The organism is Puia sp., from assembly GCF_035546395.1.
In the GTDB taxonomy this organism is placed as follows: Bacteria; Bacteroidota; Bacteroidia; order Chitinophagales; family Chitinophagaceae; genus Puia.
The window spans coordinates 84,033-102,258 of sequence record NZ_DASZXR010000013.1 but is presented as its reverse complement, the minus strand read 5'-3'; the positions used below and the strand labels follow the sequence as shown (position 1 = coordinate 102,258).

The 18,226-nt window shown below is 54.6% G+C and carries 16 protein-coding genes; 10 read left to right on the top strand and 6 right to left on the bottom strand.

The features are described 5' to 3' along the window. Positions 1 to 10: 10 nt before the first annotated feature. Together VHE34_RS12515 and VHE34_RS12510 are read right to left on the bottom strand one after the other, a co-directional pair. Positions 11 to 706, bottom strand: coding sequence for a hypothetical protein (locus tag VHE34_RS12515; RefSeq protein ID WP_325588334.1), 696 nt, complete (start codon positions 704 to 706; stop codon positions 11 to 13). Between the two features lie 185 nt (positions 707 to 891). Then, positions 892 to 1,554: a hypothetical protein gene (locus tag VHE34_RS12510; RefSeq protein ID WP_325588332.1), complete on the bottom strand. Its 663-nt coding sequence runs from the start codon at positions 1,552 to 1,554 to the stop codon at positions 892 to 894. Positions 1,555 to 1,595: 41 nt separating this feature from the next. On the opposite strand from VHE34_RS12510, the gene VHE34_RS12505 reads away from it, so the two are divergent. The 4 genes from VHE34_RS12505 (at position 1,596) to VHE34_RS12490 (ending at position 4,957) form a co-directional block, all read left to right on the top strand. Continuing rightward, complete coding sequence (locus tag VHE34_RS12505; RefSeq protein ID WP_325588331.1) at positions 1,596 to 2,357, top strand: cytochrome b/b6 domain-containing protein; 762 nt, start codon at positions 1,596 to 1,598, stop codon at positions 2,355 to 2,357. Between the two features lie 24 nt (positions 2,358 to 2,381). After that, on the top strand, positions 2,382 to 3,128 hold the full coding sequence (locus VHE34_RS12500) for a molybdopterin-dependent oxidoreductase (protein WP_325588330.1): 747 nt from the start codon (positions 2,382 to 2,384) through the stop codon (positions 3,126 to 3,128). A 64-nt stretch (positions 3,129 to 3,192) separates the two neighbouring features. Next, positions 3,193 to 4,266: a nickel-binding protein gene (locus tag VHE34_RS12495; RefSeq protein WP_325588328.1), complete on the top strand. Its 1,074-nt coding sequence runs from the start codon at positions 3,193 to 3,195 to the stop codon at positions 4,264 to 4,266. Positions 4,267 to 4,360: 94 nt separating this feature from the next. Next, positions 4,361 to 4,957, top strand: coding sequence for a DUF4242 domain-containing protein (locus tag VHE34_RS12490; RefSeq protein ID WP_325588326.1), 597 nt, complete (start codon positions 4,361 to 4,363; stop codon positions 4,955 to 4,957). A 385-nt stretch (positions 4,958 to 5,342) separates the two neighbouring features. Here the strand turns inward: VHE34_RS12490 and VHE34_RS12485 are convergent, their stop codons facing one another. Then, positions 5,343 to 6,362: an aldo/keto reductase gene (locus VHE34_RS12485; RefSeq protein WP_325588324.1), complete on the bottom strand. Its 1,020-nt coding sequence runs from the start codon at positions 6,360 to 6,362 to the stop codon at positions 5,343 to 5,345. A 285-nt stretch (positions 6,363 to 6,647) separates the two neighbouring features. On the opposite strand from VHE34_RS12485, the gene VHE34_RS12480 reads away from it, so the two are divergent. Beyond that, positions 6,648 to 8,837, top strand: coding sequence for an outer membrane beta-barrel family protein (locus VHE34_RS12480; RefSeq protein ID WP_325588322.1), 2,190 nt, complete (start codon positions 6,648 to 6,650; stop codon positions 8,835 to 8,837). An 18-nt stretch (positions 8,838 to 8,855) separates the two neighbouring features. Here VHE34_RS12480 and VHE34_RS12475 read toward each other — a convergent pair whose 3' ends face one another. Beyond that, positions 8,856 to 10,403, bottom strand: a complete 1,548-nt coding sequence (locus VHE34_RS12475) for a S10 family peptidase (RefSeq protein ID WP_325588320.1) — start codon at positions 10,401 to 10,403, stop codon at positions 8,856 to 8,858. A gap of 197 nt (positions 10,404 to 10,600) precedes the next feature. Between VHE34_RS12475 and VHE34_RS12470 the strand changes: the two genes are divergently transcribed. Genes VHE34_RS12470 through VHE34_RS12460 form a run of 3 tightly spaced genes read left to right on the top strand, consistent with a single transcriptional unit; the run spans position 10,601 to position 14,973 of the window. Further along, complete coding sequence (locus VHE34_RS12470; protein ID WP_325588318.1) at positions 10,601 to 11,164, top strand: YybH family protein; 564 nt, start codon at positions 10,601 to 10,603, stop codon at positions 11,162 to 11,164. Positions 11,165 to 11,190: 26 nt separating this feature from the next. Then, positions 11,191 to 11,748, top strand: coding sequence for a hypothetical protein (locus tag VHE34_RS12465; RefSeq protein WP_325588316.1), 558 nt, complete (start codon positions 11,191 to 11,193; stop codon positions 11,746 to 11,748). A 51-nt stretch (positions 11,749 to 11,799) separates the two neighbouring features. Beyond that, positions 11,800 to 14,973 carry a WD40/YVTN/BNR-like repeat-containing protein gene (locus tag VHE34_RS12460; protein WP_325588314.1) on the top strand — a complete coding sequence of 1,058 codons (3,174 nt, stop codon included), beginning with the start codon at positions 11,800 to 11,802 and terminating at the stop codon, positions 14,971 to 14,973. 64 nt (positions 14,974 to 15,037) lie between these two features. Here VHE34_RS12460 and VHE34_RS12455 read toward each other — a convergent pair whose 3' ends face one another. Both VHE34_RS12455 and VHE34_RS12450 read right to left on the bottom strand, forming a co-directional pair. Then, positions 15,038 to 15,310 carry an acylphosphatase gene (locus tag VHE34_RS12455; RefSeq protein ID WP_325588312.1) on the bottom strand — a complete coding sequence of 91 codons (273 nt, stop codon included), beginning with the start codon at positions 15,308 to 15,310 and terminating at the stop codon, positions 15,038 to 15,040. A 142-nt stretch (positions 15,311 to 15,452) separates the two neighbouring features. Beyond that, positions 15,453 to 16,454: a hypothetical protein gene (locus VHE34_RS12450; RefSeq protein WP_325588310.1), complete on the bottom strand. Its 1,002-nt coding sequence runs from the start codon at positions 16,452 to 16,454 to the stop codon at positions 15,453 to 15,455. Positions 16,455 to 16,628: 174 nt separating this feature from the next. Between VHE34_RS12450 and VHE34_RS12445 the strand changes: the two genes are divergently transcribed. Further along, complete coding sequence (locus VHE34_RS12445) at positions 16,629 to 17,741, top strand: YARHG domain-containing protein (protein ID WP_325588308.1); 1,113 nt, start codon at positions 16,629 to 16,631, stop codon at positions 17,739 to 17,741. A gap of 65 nt (positions 17,742 to 17,806) precedes the next feature. Next, complete coding sequence (locus VHE34_RS12440) at positions 17,807 to 18,223, top strand: DsrE family protein (protein ID WP_325588306.1); 417 nt, start codon at positions 17,807 to 17,809, stop codon at positions 18,221 to 18,223. Positions 18,224 to 18,226: the final 3 nt, after the last annotated feature.

Here is an 18,226-nt window from a genome sequence, read left to right as displayed (position 1 = left end):
GGGGATTGCATCACCATTCGCGTACTCCTAGAATCCCTAGCCTGGGTGCGAGGTCTTTGCAGTCTTCAAGGTCCTGAGGATTTATACTCCAGGCGCCTGCAATTTCCATAGTGATCGACTCATCGGGATAATCGGCTTTTGCACTGTAATCCGGATCATCCTCGAATTCTTTTGAAAATGTATTGTAAAGATTATATCCTGCTTCAATGGGGGTAGGATCGCCTTCCACAATGGTATTGGCACTGTCGACAAATCCGTAGGCTCGCTCCAGCCGTCCATTTTTTGCTTTCATCCAGCAATCGTAACCGACTACACGGTATGTTCCAAAGTATTGGGCTTCGCCAAATTCGGTGCTCAGGTCGATCAGTATGTCTTTTAAGAGCTCAATCGTCCTGGAATCTTCGGCACAGGGCAGATTTCGGCTGACAATGAACGACCAGCCATCAACAGGCGGAGAGACAAAAAATAATCCCTCGTAACTATATTGGATGCCATACTCCCAATTGCAAGGGACTGTGGCAGTGAGTCGGAATAGGGAAGCGAGTTTATCCGTATCGATGGTGGGGATGGCGAGCCAATTACATTTGTAACCGAAACTATGGGGATGATCGATCGCAGAGCCTTTCGATGGGACTAAAGGCTTTGGTATCGGCGGCCTCCCGTTAGCTTTCTTTTTGAATAGCCTCGCAAGCAAGTTTTTCAGCATAATCAAATCTACGGAGTAAAAACGGCTTGGCCTGCGATAAAAGAGCCTAGGTATAAATACTTATAAACCCATACTTGCCATGCCGATCAAGTCCTTTATTCCCGTCATTTTAAGTCTGCTGCTGTTCACTGTGACGAGGTTGCTGATGGGGCATATTTATCATTGACCTGCATTTTCCGGGCGGCTTACATATCGAAATCGAAATAATAGGCCTTTTTTGCGGAGGTGTCAAACCACAAATACCGATACAGTTCGTGTTCACTTTTCTTTTTGTAGGGGACTAGTTTCAATATCTTCGCGCTGTCCCACCAGGGGAAGCGGTGCCATAGGCCGCTGCTGTAGTTGTCGGGTTGCATTTGCTTTTTCAATTTTAGGTGCTGAACTATCCTGTTGACGGTTGGGGTGTCACAGTTGAAGGCGAACTGAAAGTCGGCGTCGATGCCGATCTCATCATTGAAGCAGTATAGATTTTTGACGTCTTCCGGCGGATAGAAGCCAAAGAATTCCTCGAAGCGCCTTTTATTGAATTTCGTGTCGGGGTGATCGTCGTCGAAGTGCGGGAGAATCTTATCGCCGAGGTTGGATTTATTTTCGGCGAGGGTTTGTTTGGTCCATTTTGCCACTTCTTTGCCTTTGTTGGTGAGATGGTGGCAGGAGAGGGAGCCGATGAGGATCAAACTAAGGATGGCCGCTTGCGTTTTCAGGATTGTTACTTTAAATTGAAGATAATAAAAGCTGACGAATTCGCCGCAGGTGACGATCGATGTGGACGCCAAGACGACGAGGATGGCGCAGCGGAACCCGGAGCTGCTGATCGTGTTTATGGGGGGATGGAGCAGCTGGGGCAAAAGAGTGTGTGAGCATTGGGAGTTTTGGCGTATATTTAGATATGCCACCCCTCCCGACTGACGCCATACGGCCCGCGCCTGCGGGACATCGACCGTGGGTTAAAACGACCCATTGGGTGGGGACGATCAGCTTTCTGCTGCTGGTTTTTTCGGGGGTGGAGATCCTGATGGTGCATCCGAGACTTTATTGGGGCCAGGTGGGGAATGACCTAACGCCGGCTCTTTTCGAATTGCCGATCAGCCGCAATTATCATCATGGTGGATGGACGGCGAGCCAACCTTTCTTCGATCCGGCGCGTTCTCCCGTTAGCGCCGGAAGGACGTATGATATCTTTAACCAGAATGGCTGGGGCAGGAGCCTGCATTTTCTCAATGCCTGGGTCTTTGTGGTGACGGGTCTGATCTACCTGCTTACTGCGTTGTATACTCAACATGTGCGGCGAAATCTCCTGCCGGGCCGGCGTGAGATGAGCTTCAGGAGTGTTGCCCGGGATTTTGCGGATCATGTTCGCCGCCGGGTCGTTTTTGTGAAGGGACCTCAATATGGCGTGTTGCAGAAGCTGAGCTATTGCGTGGTGTTGTTCTTTCTTATCCCTGTCACGGTGCTGACCGGGCTGACGATGTCGCCGGCCGTAACGGCCTCGAACCCCTGGCTGCTGACCTTATTCTTCGGCGCTCAATCCGCCCGCACCCTTCATTTCTTTTGCGCCGTCCTGCTTATCCTGTTCTTTGTGGTCCATGTCATCATGATCGTCCGTTCGGGTTTCCGGAGGCACCTGCGGGCCATGACGATCGAATCGTAATAGTACTGTAAACCGCCAACCGCCATGAAAAAAAAGCAACTGATCACCCGGAGGACGGCGCTGATAACCGGCTTTACGGCCCTGGGCAGCTACCTGTTGTACCGGACGGTCAAATCGCCGGCCATGCCTACCTATGGCAGCATCCTTCGGGCGGGGGACAATTTTACCTATGAAGCGCAGCGGGCGCTGCTATCGAAACGGGCCCTGGCGAAGGAGTACTCGCGGGGCGATATCACCTCTTTCCCGGCGGTGGGTACGATCGATCCCGGGGATGAGAAGAGCCCGGTCTTCAGCAAGGACTACGCCCTGACGCGGCATCACGATTTTTCGGACTGGAAGCTGTCGGTGGAAGGGCGGGTGGCCCGCCCCGGTCAATATTCCATGGCGGACCTGCAGCGTCTGCCGGTGCGCACCCAGATCACGCGGCATAGCTGCGAGGAGGGCTGGAGTGCGATAGGGGAGTGGACTGGGGTCCCGCTGAGCCAGCTGCTGCAACATGCCGGCATCTACCCGACCGCGCGGTTTGTCAACTTTTACGCCTACGACGGGTACCAGGACAGTATCGATATGATCGATGCCTTTCATCCGCAGACCCTGCTTGCTTATGGAATGAACGGCAAGCCGTTGCCGGTGCAGCATGGGGCGCCCTTGCGGTTAAGGGTAGAGACGCAGATCGGGTACAAGAGCATGAAATACCTGAAGCGGGTGGTGGTGACGGACGAGTATGTCGATCCGGGGGACAGCGGTTGGGCGTGGTATACCGGGATTTAGACGCCTTGGTCCGGCCGGACTGGATTTCGGCAGGAGATTTGCGAATTGTGACAAACACCTTTTTATGCCCATTTTCATGGATCGCCACGACGTATCGGATGCGGTCACGGCGGAAACCATTGCCCATTTGCACCAGGAGGACCTTAAAGTACAGGCCCAGTTCGGGTGCAGGGGGCTGACCTATTGGTTCGACGACAAGCGGAAGACGGCTTTTTGTCTGATCGAGGCGCCGCATATAGAAGCCATTCGCGAGATGCACAGTTTTGCCCACGGGGATGTGCCGCACCGGGTGATCGAAGTGGATACCGACCTTGTCGAGTCGTTCCTGGGCCGGATCGAGGACCCTGTGAAGCCGCGGGGCGCCGAATTGAACGTCATCGATGACCCGGCCTTTCGGGCGATCATGGTGATGGATGTGAAACCTTTCTTTTTTCCGAACGGCGACATGGGTCCGCTCAGGGCTGGAACCCAGCTGCTTGCGCAGGGAGTTCCTGAAGTGTTGAAGGCTTTTGACGGCGCGATGGTGAAGCAATCTCCCGATCGGTATTTGATCTCATTCAAACAGGTATCCAATGCCGTTCATGCCGCGTTCGAGCTGCGGAAGTCTTTTCAGGTGAAGATCGGACTCAGCACGGGGATGCCGGTGACGGAAAAGAAGCTGATCTTCGAGGATGCGATCCGGCTGGCGGAGCGGATGGCGATGGCCTGCAGGGAGGACATCGTGGTGTCGGCCGAGGTCCGGGAGCTTTATGACGGCGAGAATCCCACTCCTTTGGCCACCCGGAAAGGCATTTGCTGTCTTACGCCAGCCGATGAGCAATTCCTGACCCGGCTGATGGATCATGCGGAAAAGTGCTGGAGTGATATCCACCTGAAAGTAGATGATCTCAACAAGGTGGTGGGCTACAGCAAGCCGCAGCTGTACCGGAAAATGATCGGGCTTACGGGCAAGTCGCCCGTGACCTTTATCAAGGACTACCGGCTTAACGAGGCCCTGTCCTTATTGAACAGACAGACGGGTAATGTCTCGCAGATAGCCTATGAGTCGGGTTTCAGCAGTCCTTCTTATTTTACCAAGTGCTTCCAGAAGCGCTATGGCCAGTCGCCCACCGACTACCTCGCGGCCAGGGCCGGATGATGAAAAATTACCAGCATTTGAACTAATCGTTACAATCGACGGGTTTATGGGTGATTAGTTTTGTGGCATATTAATCATCTTTAAATCTTTTCGAATGAAGTATTTTGTTGCCATTTTGTTGCATCTGGGAATTGGAGTCGCGAATCTTGCACACGCCCAGGGTCGTCAACTCTATATCGATGTCCATCATATCGGCGCCGGGAAGGTCGCTTATGATGGCGTTGCCCAGGCCCATCAAAAGGACCTCGCTGTGGAGGACAAATATGGCGTGAAGTTTATAAAATTCTGGGTGGACTCGGCAAAGGGAGACGTATACTGCCTGTCATCGGCTCCTGACAGTGAGTCTATTGTCAAGACCCATGCGGAAGCGCACGGACTGCTGCCCGCGAATGTTTATCCGGTGAGTGCGGGGGATGCTGCGAAGGCAAAGGGCGGCAAGCATCTTTACCTTGACATTCATGAATTCGGTCCGGGTAATGTGAAGGCCGCTGATGTGGCCGGGGCGCATAAGAAGGATCTGGCTGTTCAGAAGAAGTATGGCGTGAATTTGCTCAATTATTGGGTGGATGAGAAAGCGGGGGTTGTCATGTGTCTGGCGGAGGCGCCGAATGCCGATGCGTTGATCAAGACCCATCAGGAAGCGCATGGATTGTTGCCCAAGTCAGTGGAAGAAGTGAAGCAGGGGAATTAGTGTATGAAGCGGTTATTTGTTTTGGCAGGTTTGTTGACTTTGGCTGGAGGAGTTATTTCGGGTAGGAATTCCGTGCTGCCGGTTTCCAGTGTCCACGCCCGGGTGATCAGGGATTTTGTACTCAGGTATCGGGACGTCAGATGTGCGAGATGGGTGCCGAACAATGAAGGATCGACGATGTATTTTACCAGGAAGGGTATTCGAAGCCGGGCGGTTTATGACGCGAAAGGGAAATGGATAACTAGTTTTTGATACGAAGGTCCGGGTTAAAAAAAAGGTGCCCCCGAATGGGGGCACTTTGTTTCCATTGTGGATGGGAAGGTTAAGGAGGAATTGCTTCCTTCGGAAGTAATTCACTGACCTGCCGTTTGATCTTTCGTTTGACCTACCTTTTGATGATCCGGTCGTAGAAGCCGCCGAAATTGTTTTGGCGGACACCTTCTTCGCGGAAGAATTTGCCGGGAAAGCCGAGGTCGATGGCGCTGGCCGCGTCGAGTCTTTGGAGATCTTCGGGTGAGAGCACCAGATGGATGGCTTTTAGATTTTCTTCTAACTGTTCGAGTTTTGTGGCGCCTACGATGGGGATACATTCGAAGCCCTGTTGGCGGGTCCATTGGAGGGCGACATGACTGGGTTGGACCCCGAGCTTTTCGGCGATGGCCATTACTTCGCGGGTGATCCTTGTGCTGTTCTCGTCGCGGCGGTTGCTTTCGGGTTTGACCCGGCCCTGGCCGCCTTTCAGGTATTTCCCGGTGAGTGCGCCGCCTGCCAGCGGGGCCCAGGGGGTTACGGTCATGCCGTAATGTTTCGCCATGGGTGTCAGCTCGCGTTCGGGTGTCCGTTGGAGGAGGCTGTATTCGACCTGCAGGGCGACGAAGGGGCTCCAGCCCATGAGCTCGGCCAGTGTGTTTCCTTTGCTGACGATCCATGCGGGCGTGTCGCTGATGGCGGCGTAGTTGACCTTGCCCTGGCGGATGAGGTCGTCGAGGCCTCTTACTATTTCGTCGATCGGCGTGAGGTCGTCCCAAATGTGGAGATAGAGTACGTCGATGAAGTCCGTTTGGAGCCGGTTGAGGCTTTGTTCGACGCTGCGCATCATGTTCTTACGGTTATTACCGCTGGCGTTGGGATTGGTGGTGTTATCTTTTAGGGAGTATTTGGTGGCTATGACGAAGAAGTCGCGGTCGCGGGGGTTCATGAATTCGCCGATGATCTTTTCGCTGGTGCCGAGTTTGTAGATGTTGGCTGTGTCGAGGAAATTGCCGCCGGCGTTGGCGAAGGCTTCCATGATGGCGAAGCTGGTGGTTTTGTCGGCGCCCCAGCCGGCTTCGGTGCCGAAGCCCATGGTTCCGAGGCAGAGTTCAGATACTTTCAGGCCGCTGCGTCCGAGGAGTTTGTATTTCATGAACGCAAGTTATGGGCAAGTTGCGGGCAAAAAAAAAGGCCCAGATAGAAATCCAGCCCGTTTTTTAAATCCAACATTGTTTTGTTAGAAAGACCGTGCTGTATATGGCAATGGATGGGCCAGTTTTGTGGCGACTGCATATAAGATTGATTTGTATTACTTTGTGGGATTGCCGGCCTGTTGCCGGATTGGAATTTTTCCCAAAATTGGAATTTTTGGTCCCGGCGTTGGATTGTGATTAGCGGCGGCGGGATTCGGGGGGGATGGTTGAACTTTGGGTTAACCATGAAGATTACTACACTGCTTTTACTTTTACTGACTTTGATGGAGGGATCGGGTGTTTGTCAGGGCCCCGTTGGAGATACGGCGAGGCCGAAGAGCCGGACGCTGAAGGAGGTCACGGTGACCGGGCATGTGCTGCCGGTAGAACGAAAACGGGACAAGGTGATCGTGAATGTGGAGGCTTCGGTGACGAACACGGGTTCGACGGTGCTGGAGGTGCTGGAACGGTCGCCGGGAGTTACGGTGGACCGCAACGGCGGGATCAGCCTGAACGGGAAGGCGGGGGTGCTGGTGATGATCGATGATAAACCTACCTACCTGTCGGGAGACGACCTCAACAACCTGCTGAGCAGTATGAATTCTGCGCAGGTGGCGCGGATAGAGCTGATCGCGAATCCGACGGCGAAGTACGATGCGGCGGGGAGCGCGGGCATCATCAATATTAAAACGAAGAAGAGCAAGAGTAATGGCCTCAATGGGAGTGTTACAGGTTCGTTCGGCCAGGGTATCTATCCAAAGACCAACAACAGCCTTGTCCTGAATTACCGGCGGGGAAGGGTGAATGCTTTTTTGAATTACAGCTTCAATGACACAAAATACCTGACCAATCTTTATGCTTATCGACAGTACTTTGATGCGAATAGGGATGTTTCAGCTGTGTTGCAACAGCCTTCTTATTTTTCCGGGACGGTGATGAACAATACGGTGAAGGCGGGTGTCGACTATACCTTGTCGGCTTCGACGACGATTGGGATGGCGGTGACGGGTACGGATATCCATCGGATGGGTCATAATACGGCTACGGCTAACTGGCTGCGGGCGGATGGGCAGGTGGATTCGGCTATTTTGACCCAGAGCCGGCCGGAGAACCGGTTTAGGAATGGGGCGATCAATTGGAACGGCCGGCAGGTGTTGGCTAAGAATGCCGAGCTGACAGCCGATGTCGACTATTTGCATTACCGGATGCGGTTGGAGCAGGATTTCGATAACCGGCTGCTGGATTCCGGTGGTTATGAGCAGGTATACCGCAACGATATCCCCACCACCATCGATATCTTTTCGGCCAAGGCGGATGCGACGGTCGGGCTTGGATCGGACCTTACGCTGACCACGGGATTCAAAACTTCTTCGAGTCATACGGATAATGCGGCGACGTACCAGGACTGGCTGAACCAGCAATGGATCAAGGACGAGACCCTGAGCAACCATTTTGTTTACCGGGAGAATATCCAGGCGGTGTATGGGGCTCTTGAAGGGAAGGTCCGCCGCTGGAGCTACCAGGGCGGGGTGCGTTACGAGTATACCCGCTATACGGCACATCAGACGGGGAACAGTACGCAGCGGGATTCGCTGGTGTCGCGGAATTATGGGAGCTTTTTTCCGAGCGGCTATCTTTCCTACAAGCTGGATACGATGAACAGCCTGACCCTGACGGTGGGACGGAGGGTGGACCGGCCGGTGTTCCAGACGTTGAATCCCTTTCTTTTTGTGATCAATAAGTACACTTATGAGACGGGTAATCCGTACCTGCTGCCGCAGTATACCTGGAATTTCGAACTGAGCCATCAATATGGGAATTTGCTGACGACGGGGATCTCCCTTGCGCGCGTGTCGAACTATTTCTCGCAGATATTTCTTTCGGACACGTCGAAAACCATCCTTTATTATACGCAGGGGAATGTCGGGCGGGTGTATAACCTGGGGCTGTCGATGAGCCTGAATGTGTCGCCGGCGCGGTGGTGGTCGATGGCGTTGACGGCGGTGATGAATCACAAGCAGCTTCGGGGGTTCAATGGGAATGAGTATACGTCGACGATCACTCAACTGAGTGCGAATATCAATAACCAGCTGAGCATTGGCCGGGGTTATGCCGGTGAGGTGTCGGCTTTTTATACGACGCGGGCGCGGAACGATATCCAGGAGCTGTTGTATCCGACGGGGCAGGCGTCTGTCGGTGTGGCGAAGACGGTGTTGAAAAAGAAGGGGACGATCAAGGTGAGTTACCGGGACATCTTTTATACGAATGCGATGGAGGGGCTGACCTCTTTTCCGGATGCTTCGGAATATTTCAAGATCAAGCGGGACAGCAGGGTGCTGACGGTTGCTTTTACCTTCCGGTTTGGGAAGAGCCAAAAGGCGACCTCGCATGCTGATGGGGCGAGCGAGGAGAAGGAACGGGTGCAGAATGGGTAGCGGGTGCGTTGCCTGCGGCTAATATTTTGCCGGCTCGCCCGGTTTGGGGGTGGCTTCGCGGATGAAGCGGCGGAGGCTTTCGGTGGCTGCCTCGAGGTCCGGTTTGCGCAGGTAGAGCATATGGCCGCTGCGGTAGCCTTCCCAGTGGAGGCGGTTCTTTAGTTTCCCGCTGGGGTCGATCTGCCAGAGGCTGTATTTGGCGTTGAAATAATCGCAGGCGCCGTCATAGTAGCCCGATTGGATGAGGAGGTGCAGGTAGGGATTTTGGGCGATGGCCTGGCGGAGGTTTTCGCCGACGTGGTTGTCCTGATTGTTCCATGGGTGGACGGGGCCGAACATAAAGTACTTCAGATCGGTCTTGTAGTGCAGGTCGTCGCGGAGATAGATATTGATCGCGGGCGTGAAGGAGTGTTCCCAGGAGGTGAGTTCGGCGTTGTAGTCGGGGGATGCGCCGGCGTCCTCCCGGTCGATGCCTTTATAGCGGGAATCGAGGCGTCCGACGGTAAAGCCTTTATCGCGGAGGAGTTCTTTCCAGAAGAAATTTGTGGGGATCTCGAGGTTGGACTCGAGAACGGCCTTTTCGGAGAGGCCGGTATAGCGGGCCAGTTTGGCGGCCAGGGCTTGTCGTTTGGCGTCCTGCAGGAAGCCACCTTTTGCCAGGGCGGGCATGAGTTCGTTGAGGGTGAAGTCCTCGACCTCGGGGAGGTAGTCGGTGAGGTCCCTCTTTTGGAGCTCGGGGGCGAGGGCTTTGTGGTACCAGGCCGTGGCGGCGTAGTAGGGGACGAGAAGGGAGGTCTTTACGTAGTCGGCGCGATCGATCCCTATTTCCGTCGGTGACACGAGGACGACGCCGTTGAGGTACATCCATTGTGCGTTTTGGAGTTCGAGGGCCAGGCCGGAGACGCGGGTGGTGCCATAGCTTTCGCCGATGAGGAATTTGGGGGAGGCCCAGCGGTGATTACGGGAAACGAAGGTGGCCACCCATTCCGCGAGGTATTTGATGTCTTCGTTGACGCCGAAGAATTTATTGGCGGGGATGTCTTTGCTGACGGCGCGGGAGAAGCCGGTGTTGACCGGGTCTACATAAACGATATCGGCGACGTCGAGGATGGAGTAGGGATTTTCCTGAACGCCGTAGGGTTGGATCGGGTAGCCTTCGTCGTCGATCTTCAGGCGGCGGGGGCCGGTGTAGCCGATCTCCATCCAGACGGAGGGGGTGCCCGGGCCGCCGTTGAAGGAGATGACGAGGGGGCGGCTGTCGCGATCTTTTATGTCGGAGCGTTCGTAATAGGTGTAGAAGACGCCGGCGATGGGTTTGCCTTCTTCGTCCCAGACGGGGATGGTGCCGGCGGTGGCGTCGTAAGGGATCTTCTGGCCTTTTATGGTGACGTCGGCGTGGGTGGTGACGGAGGAGTCTATGTTGAGGATGCGGCTATGGGCGGGTGGGTGTTCGGTTGTGGCTTGTCTTTCGGGGGCGGCCGGCGCCGTGGGGGTTTGGGTATTTGTGCGGGGTTGGGCGACGGTTTGCAAGGTGCAGAACAGTAGGAAAGAAATGAAGATTTTCATGTAGTCACTCGGTTTGACCCCGAATATAGGAAGGTATTTTATTTTTTGACCTCAATTTTACTTATATTAGATAGTCTTTTACTGCGACTGCACGTCCTTATCTCCTTCTTTCTCTTACCTCCCTTATTGCCTTATCGCGTACATTTCCTTACCCCGGCGGAAGAAATAGCTTTTTTTAACCCTAAATATTGCTTGCAATGAAAAAATCCATTTGCTGGGCGGCTGCGTGCTGCCTGTTGGTCGCCTGCAACAATCCCGGTGCGGGTACTGCTTCCACTGATACTACGAAGGCTGCGACGCCGGCGGCGCCTGCTACGCCACCGCCGACCGAATTTGCCGATGCGCATTATTCGGACCTGCAAAAGAAGGCGATGGCGGCGCTTAGCTCGGGGGATGTCGCGGGTTTTGTGGATCAGTTTGCCGACAATGCCGTTTTTATCTGGTCGTCGGGTGATAGCCTGGCCGGAAAGGAGGCGATTGCCAAGTATTGGACGGACCGGCGGGGGAAGGCGATCGATTCGCTTGCGTTCGTCAATGATATCTGGCTTCCGGTGAAGGTCAACCAGCCGCAGAAGGGGCCGGATTGGCCCGGGGTCTGGGTATTGGGGTGGACCGAGGTGCATGTCAAATACAAGAATGGGGTGAAGCTGGGATTTTGGGTGCATTCGGATGCGCACTATAACGCGTCGGATAAGGTGGACCGGTATATTCAATATATTGACCGGGCGCCGATCAACAAGGCCTTCCCCGCTAAAAAATAGCTTTTTTCCAACTAAAATCTATGATCATGAAACTAAACTCCCCGATTGTCCTGGCGGTACTATTTGCTGCCTGTACCGGCGCTCCTTCCACGCCTGCTACCGAGGCGGCAAAGAGCGATTCTTCCGCTGCCGCCGTAAAACCGATCAAGTCTCCCTATGACATTATGTATTCCTCGAATTTTGCGATCGATGATCCCAAGAATTCCGAGACGCTACTGGCCCTGTGGAAGTTCTATGATGAGGGTGATCTGAGCAAGGGAAAAGACATGATCGCGGACTCGATCGAAATGTACCTGGGTGAGGGCTCGACGATTCATACGAGCAGGGACAGCGCGATGGCGATGGTGCAGGCCGTGCGGAGCTCCTACAAGAGCGCCGTGGACCGGGTCGATGCGGTGATGGCCCTGAAGAGTGTGGACAAGAACGAGCATTGGGCGTTGATCTGGGGGAAGGAGATAGATACCCATAAGGATGGGAAGGTAGATTCCATGGAGTTGCACGAGGTTTGGCGATTCAATTCTGCGGGTAAAGCGGATCTGATGATGCAGTATACGAGGCCGGCGGCGCCGCCGAAGAAGAAATGAAATTTTGGCTTAGGCCCCGCAGTCGCGGGGCCTTTTTCGTATATTCATCGTATGAGAAATATATTTTGGCTGCTGGGCCTTTGCACTCTGTCGTTTGGCGGGTGGGCCCAAAACAACTCCCTCAATACTTATTTGAAGCCGCTTCGCTGGAGGAATATAGGTCCCTTCCGGGGCGGCCGCAGCGTTACCTCCTGCGGGGTGGTGGGGCATCCCCAGATCTACTATATGGGGACGACCGGTGGGGGTGTCTGGAAGACGGAGAACGCCGGCGGGACCTGGCAGAATGTTTCGGATGGGTATTTTCAAACCGGGTCGGTGGGCGCCGTGGCGGTGGCGGAGAGCGATCCCAACGTCGTGTATGTGGGGATGGGAGAACATGCGGTGCGTGGGGTGATGAGTAGTTATGGCGATGGGGTGTACCGGTCTACGGATGCGGGCAAGACCTGGAAGAAGCTGGGGCTCGAAGGGACGATGCATGTCTCGGCTATCAGGGTGCATCCTGCCAATCCCGACGTTGTTTATGTGGCGGCGCAGGGTGCGGCGTATGGGGCGTCGGCCGATCGGGGGGTGTATGTGTCGATGGATGGAGGGCAGAGCTGGAAGAAGACGTTGTATGTCGATGAGAATACGGGTTGCGCCGATCTGAGTATGGATATGAATAATCCCCGGGTGTTGTATGCGGCGATGTGGGATTACCGGCGGCTGCCGTGGCAGATGCGGAGCGGCGGTCCGGGGAGCGGTTTGTATAAATCCGTCGATGGCGGCCAGACCTGGGTCAGGCTGGAGAAGGGTTTGCCGAAGGAGATGGGAAAGATGGGTATTTCGGTATCGGGCGCCAATTCCAGTAAGGTATATGCGCTGATCGAAAGCGATACCCAAAAAGAGGAAGGCGGACTGTTCGTTTCGGATGACGCGGGTAAGAGTTGGAGCCGGGTGAGTTCCGATCACCGGCTTGTGCAGCGGGCCTGGTATTATATCGAGGTCTTTGCGGATCCACAGAATGAGAATGTGGTGTATGTGTTGAATTCGCCGGGGCTGAAATCGATCGATGGCGGGAAGAGCTGGTCGGATATCGGCGGTACTCATGGCGACTATCACCAGCTGTGGATCAATCCGCGCAACGACCGGAATATGATCATTTCCAATGATGGCGGCGCGGCGGTGACTTTCGATGGCGGGGATAGTTGGAGTACGCAGAATAACCAGCCTACGGGGCAATTGTACCGGGTGAATGCGGATAATCTTTTCCCGTATAACCTGTATGCGGGTCAGCAGGACAACACGTCCGTCATGATCGCCAGCAGGAGTACTACGGGAGGGAGCATTGGGGAGAAGAACTGGTTTTATTCAGCTGGGGGAGAGAGTGCCTTTCTCGCTTTTGATCCGGATAGTCCGCGGTATGTGATGGGCGGGAGTTACCAGGGAACGATCGAGGTAGTGGACCGGTCGACGGGGGAGGGGAAATCGATCATGGTGGCGCCTATCCAATACCAGGCATTGTCGCCGAGGGATATGAAATACAGGTTCAATTGGAATGCGCCCATTATTTGTTCCCGTTGGGAGCCTCAAACCTTTTATCATGGGGGGAACCGGCTTTTCAAGACGGCCGATTTGGGTCGGACCTGGGAGGTCATCTCGCCGGATCTTACGCGGCATGATACGGCGCATATGGGGAAGAGCGGGGTACCTTATACGAATGAGGGGGCGGGTGGAGAGAATTATTGCACCCTGGCCTATGTGGTCGAGTCGCCGTTGGAGAGGGGGGTGATTTGGACGGGGAGTGATGACGGGGTGGTGAGCCTGACGAGGGATGGGGGAAAGACCTGGAGCAATGTGACGCCGGCGGGATTGGGAGAGTGTCTTGTCAATTGCATCGAGGTCTCACCTTTTGACAAGGCGACGGCTTATATCGCAACGACAAGATATAAGTGGAATGACCTGGCGCCGGCCATTTATAAGACGACGGACTATGGGAAGACCTGGACAAAGATCGTCAACGGGATTCCGAACGGGGCTTATACGCGTGTGGTTCGGGAGGACGATGTGCGGAAGGGGCTTTTGTATGCGGGAACGGAGACAGGGTTTTGTATCTCGTTCGATGGGGGTGCGAAGTGGTTGCCGTTGCCTTTGAATCTGCCGGTTACGCCGGTTACGGATCTGCTTGTGCATAGGGGCAACCTGATCGCATCGACGATGGGCCGGGGTTTTTGGATCCTGGATGACCTGAATGTATTGCGCGGCTATGATGGGTCGGGGTCGAAGAATGCGGTGGTGTTGTATCCGCCTGGAGACGCTTACCGGGTTTCGGGTGGAAGTGCGTTGGATAGGGTTGTGAAGGATTATGAAGAAGAGGAGGAGCAGCGGAGGCCTGCGGTGGCGGGGACCAATCCCTCCACGGGGGTGGTGATCTATTACCAGTTACCGGCCAGGGTGGATACATCGCGGGTGTTGTCGCTGGAGATATTGGATGGTGCGGGGCGGCTTGTCCGGCGATATTCGAGTAAGGAAGAATCCGGGTTTGTGCATTATCCGGGTGGTCCTGAGCAGGACCCTGTGTTGCCGTTTACGGCGGGGTTGAACCGGATGGTTTGGGATATGCGATATCCGACTTTGCCCGGGGTGCCGAGGGTGTTTATCGAGGGGGAGTTTTCGGGGCGGAGGGCGGCGCCGGGTGTTTATAGTGTGCGGTTGCGATATGACAGTGTGGAGCGGACGGTGAAGTTCACGGTGCTGGCCGATCCGAGGATCAAGGCTTCTGTGGCGGAGTATGCCGAGCAGCAGGAGTGGTTGGGTAAGGTGGAGGAGGGGATCCGCGAGATCCATGGGTCGGTGTTGCGGATCCGGAAGGTGCGGGAGCAGGTTAGCGAGGTCGTGGGGCTTGTGGGGACGCGGGCGGATTGGAAGGAGGTGGCGGATAGCGGGCGGAGGATTGCCGACAGGCTTTTGAAATGGGAGGAGGAGTTGGTGCAGAATAAGGCGCAGAGTAATGATGATGTGATCAATTTTATCAATGAGCTGAGTGCGGATTATATCTTTTTGAAGGGGGAGATGGATGTTAATATTCCGTATGTGACGGCGGGGGCGAAGGTGCGGTATGGGGAGTTGGAGGTGATGTGGAAGGGTTTGAGGGCGCGGATGGATGGGTTGTTGGAGAGGGATGTGGCGGGGTTCAATGCGTTGTGCAGGGGCAAGGGGGTGGAGCGGGTGGTTGTGCCGGAGCGTTAGGGGCTTTTGTGCGGCGGGCTTTTTTTGCTGGGCTGTTTTCGGATGGCGTGTTTTTCGGATGGCCTTAACCGCGGCGGATAATGAAGGATTCGAATGGGGTTTCGGGGAGGGTTTTTTTTTCGACGGCGGTGACGGTGGCGTGGCGTGGGCCGCGCCGGCACCAGTCGGCGAATTGTTCGAGGGCGGAGTTGGAGCCGGTGGCGGTGATCTCGACGTGGCCTTCGGGGGTGTTGCGGACCCAGCCTTTGATGGAGAGGCGGTCGGCCTGGTCTTTGGCGGAGGCGCGGTAGTTGACGCCCTGGACGTTTCCTTTGATGAGGAGGTGGATGGTTGGCATGTGTCCAAAGATAGGAAAGGGCACGGATTCAACCGGTTCATCGGCCGGGGTATGAGGTTTGGGTTGGGCTTATACGGCGGGGGAGAAAATAAAAGGTCGTCCCCGACCCGGAACGACCTATGGATGAAAACTAAGAGCACGATCAATAGGGTGCGATGAAGGTGTAAGTCTTGTTACCAATAGTCCATACGGCTTTGTAATAGTAGTAGCCGGTGCCGGGACAGGAGGTGGGGTTGCCGCTGGAGTCGAGACCATAGGTGATATCTAGGGTAACGGCTTTGCGGATGGTTTCGGTCTCACCGCTGGTCAGGCGCCAGTCGCAGTCCTGCTCGATGACGAGGGGTTGTACGATGAGGGTTTCGAAGGAATTGCCGAAGCGGGTGGTTCCCCAGACGGCGACGTTGTTGTTGGTGCCGTCGGAGTGTGTGCCGGTTGTGGTGATGACGACGCCATTGTTGTAGGTGAATACCCGTTGTTTGGCTACGCTCCAGGTGCGGGTTGCGCTGTCGGCGAATTGAACCGTGAGGTTGTCGGCGGTGACGGTATGGGTGATGGTGCCGAGACTGGCGAGATCACGAAGCAGGCCGCCGGTGACGTTTGTAAATTTGTAAGCGCCATTGATGATGATCGTCTTCTGGTCCCGGATGCGGGTGATCTTGAGGTTGTCGATGCTTACGGTGACCACGGCGCCTTTGTCTTTCCAATGGGTACCGATGGGGATCGAGATGGTGATGACACCCGTGCGGGTACGATGGCCTGCGCAGCCGAGGCCGTTGTAGGTGATGATCAGCTCGCGCTGGCCATTCGCCGTATCAGTGGTTACGGTGGCATCGCAGAGGTTGTAGAGGATCTGGAGGCCGCCTGCGCCATCGGTTTGGAGTCCATTGGCGGCGCTGGTCGTGCCTACGCCATTGAAGGCTGCGCTTGTGTTCAGGGAGTTGTTGATGTCGTTTTCGGCCGTGTTCAGTTCGGTGTTGACCTGGCTTTCGTCATCGGCCTGGGTCTCTACCTGTGTAGTACTGTTGTTGGGGGCGGTGCTGTTGGAGTTGTTGCCACCCGTTGCGGAATTGCTTTTGTTGCAAGCAATGATGAGGCCGGCGACGACAGTGAGTGTCGCCAGCGAGATGATGAATCTCGTTTTCATGTTTGTAAATTTTAACGTTGTAGTAGTAGAGGTAGATCGGGGTTTTTAATGCTGGTTTAATCCGGGGGTAGGGAAAATTTTCCATTCGTACTATTTTTCAAAATTTTATGTATAAGGGTTAAACTTTGGGTGATTTGGTTGGTCTGAATCAACTTTTAGGATATCTTGGGGTCTATGAAAGCCCTGCTTCCCCTGCTCCTGCTGCCTGTTTTTTGTTTTGCGAATGATGGCGCCTTTCGCGTCAACGGCAATCAATTGATCCCGATGTATGAGACGGATATTTCTGTGCGGAAGGAGATCTTGGCGATCAAGCGGATTGCCGACCGGCAAGCACAAATAACGGTTTATTACGAGTTTTTCAATCCAAAAGACGACAAGACGATCGAGGTTGGTTTTGAGGCCTATTCGCCCGCCGGAGATGTCGATGCAACTCCCAGGGCCGACGGACAGCCGTATATCGACCGGTTTACAGTGAACCTGAATGGCGCCAATGTGCCGTGGAAGGTGGCACTTGTACGGGACAAGAGTTATTACCGGGAGGGAAAGATCAAGGCAATAACCCTTGCACAGGCTACGAAGGAAGTCGAGGATGCCAGTTTTTTTTATGTGTATCATTTCAAGGCGCTGTTTCGTAAAGGTTTGAATATTTTGACGCATACTTATACTGTCGATCTATCCAGCTCGGTCGTCGAACATTATAGTCTATTGTATGTGCTTACTGCGGCGAAGAGGTGGGCGAACCGGCAGATCGATGACTTTACTTTGCAGATCGAGATGGGAGATATCCAGGAACTGGTGATACCGCGAAGTTTTTTTAGTCATGCTGCCGAGTGGACGATGACCGGATCCGGAAAAAGTTTTGACCGGCCGTATTCACGTGAAGAATATGACTCGGTGGATAAGGCGGATTTCTTTGTTCGTAGTGGCGGGCTGGTTTTCAAAAAAACGAATTTCCGGCCGGATGGTGAGCTTTCGATCGTGTGTCCGAGTCAGTATACCTATTATAGCAAGACATTGGGCAAGCATACGGGCGATGGGGAAGTCAAATTCGACTCCCGGGTGGATAGTCTCTCCTTTTCCGTCGAAGACGTATATGTTGGCCAGGCGTCGGATGAACTCTCAAAGAAAATCCTGCATAACCTGCCTTTTGCCCGGAGGGGATACATCTTCAAGTCGCGGGAGATCCAAGCCTACTATTCGCGCCAGCCCTGGTATATGCCTGATCCGGGCTATGTGCCGGATGAGAGCAAGTTAACTCAAGACGAGCGGACGCTTCTAAAGCGGTAGATACCCCCCAAACATGCTATTGAGGAGGCCTGTCCCGGGTGTAACTTTACCCGCAAAACTTCTTTATGAACAAGCCTATTTTCTTCAGCGGCTTGTGTATGCTGTTGATGGCGACAGCGTATGCGCAATCCAACGATTACCGAGTGGTCTTTGACCTGACGAGCAGGGATACGATCAACCAGCAGACGGTGGTCCGGGAGATCGGGCTTATCCGAAATGCCAATCCGGAGGCTCAATTGGAGGTGGTGATCTATGGGCAGGGGCTGGATCTGGCGGTGCGGGGCCGTTCGGCGCAGGAGAGTGCGGTGCAAAAACTGATCGCGGACGGGAAAGCGAAATTCAAAGTATGCGCGATGACGATGAAGCGGAACAATATCTCGACCGATCAATTGGTGCCGGGTGTGGAGGTGGTTCCGGATGGGATCTATGAGATATTGACGAAGCAGCGGGAGGGATGGGGGTATATCAAGGTGGCGCATTAACTA

Excerpts from the sequence above, each read along its gene's own strand:
- VHE34_RS12495 (WP_325588328.1), top strand. The coding sequence starts at position 3,193 with ATGCCCATTTTCATGGATCGCCACGACGTATCGGATGCGGTCACGGCG.
- VHE34_RS12440 (WP_325588306.1), top strand. The coding sequence starts at position 17,807 with ATGAACAAGCCTATTTTCTTCAGCGGCTTGTGTATGCTGTTGATGGCG.
- VHE34_RS12465 (WP_325588316.1), top strand. The coding sequence starts at position 11,191 with ATGAAACTAAACTCCCCGATTGTCCTGGCGGTACTATTTGCTGCCTGT.
- VHE34_RS12505 (WP_325588331.1), top strand. The coding sequence starts at position 1,596 with ATGCCACCCCTCCCGACTGACGCCATACGGCCCGCGCCTGCGGGACAT.
- VHE34_RS12490 (WP_325588326.1), top strand. The coding sequence starts at position 4,361 with ATGAAGTATTTTGTTGCCATTTTGTTGCATCTGGGAATTGGAGTCGCG.
- VHE34_RS12500 (WP_325588330.1), top strand. The coding sequence starts at position 2,382 with ATGAAAAAAAAGCAACTGATCACCCGGAGGACGGCGCTGATAACCGGC.
- VHE34_RS12480 (WP_325588322.1), top strand. The coding sequence starts at position 6,648 with ATGAAGATTACTACACTGCTTTTACTTTTACTGACTTTGATGGAGGGA.
- VHE34_RS12470 (WP_325588318.1), top strand. The coding sequence starts at position 10,601 with ATGAAAAAATCCATTTGCTGGGCGGCTGCGTGCTGCCTGTTGGTCGCC.
- VHE34_RS12485 (WP_325588324.1), bottom strand. The coding sequence starts at position 6,362 with ATGAAATACAAACTCCTCGGACGCAGCGGCCTGAAAGTATCTGAACTC.
- VHE34_RS12455 (WP_325588312.1), bottom strand. The coding sequence starts at position 15,310 with ATGCCAACCATCCACCTCCTCATCAAAGGAAACGTCCAGGGCGTCAAC.
- VHE34_RS12450 (WP_325588310.1), bottom strand. The coding sequence starts at position 16,454 with ATGAAAACGAGATTCATCATCTCGCTGGCGACACTCACTGTCGTCGCC.
- VHE34_RS12460 (WP_325588314.1), top strand. The coding sequence starts at position 11,800 with ATGAGAAATATATTTTGGCTGCTGGGCCTTTGCACTCTGTCGTTTGGC.
- VHE34_RS12515 (WP_325588334.1), bottom strand. The coding sequence starts at position 706 with ATGCTGAAAAACTTGCTTGCGAGGCTATTCAAAAAGAAAGCTAACGGG.
- VHE34_RS12475 (WP_325588320.1), bottom strand. The coding sequence starts at position 10,403 with ATGAAAATCTTCATTTCTTTCCTACTGTTCTGCACCTTGCAAACCGTC.
- VHE34_RS12445 (WP_325588308.1), top strand. The coding sequence starts at position 16,629 with ATGAAAGCCCTGCTTCCCCTGCTCCTGCTGCCTGTTTTTTGTTTTGCG.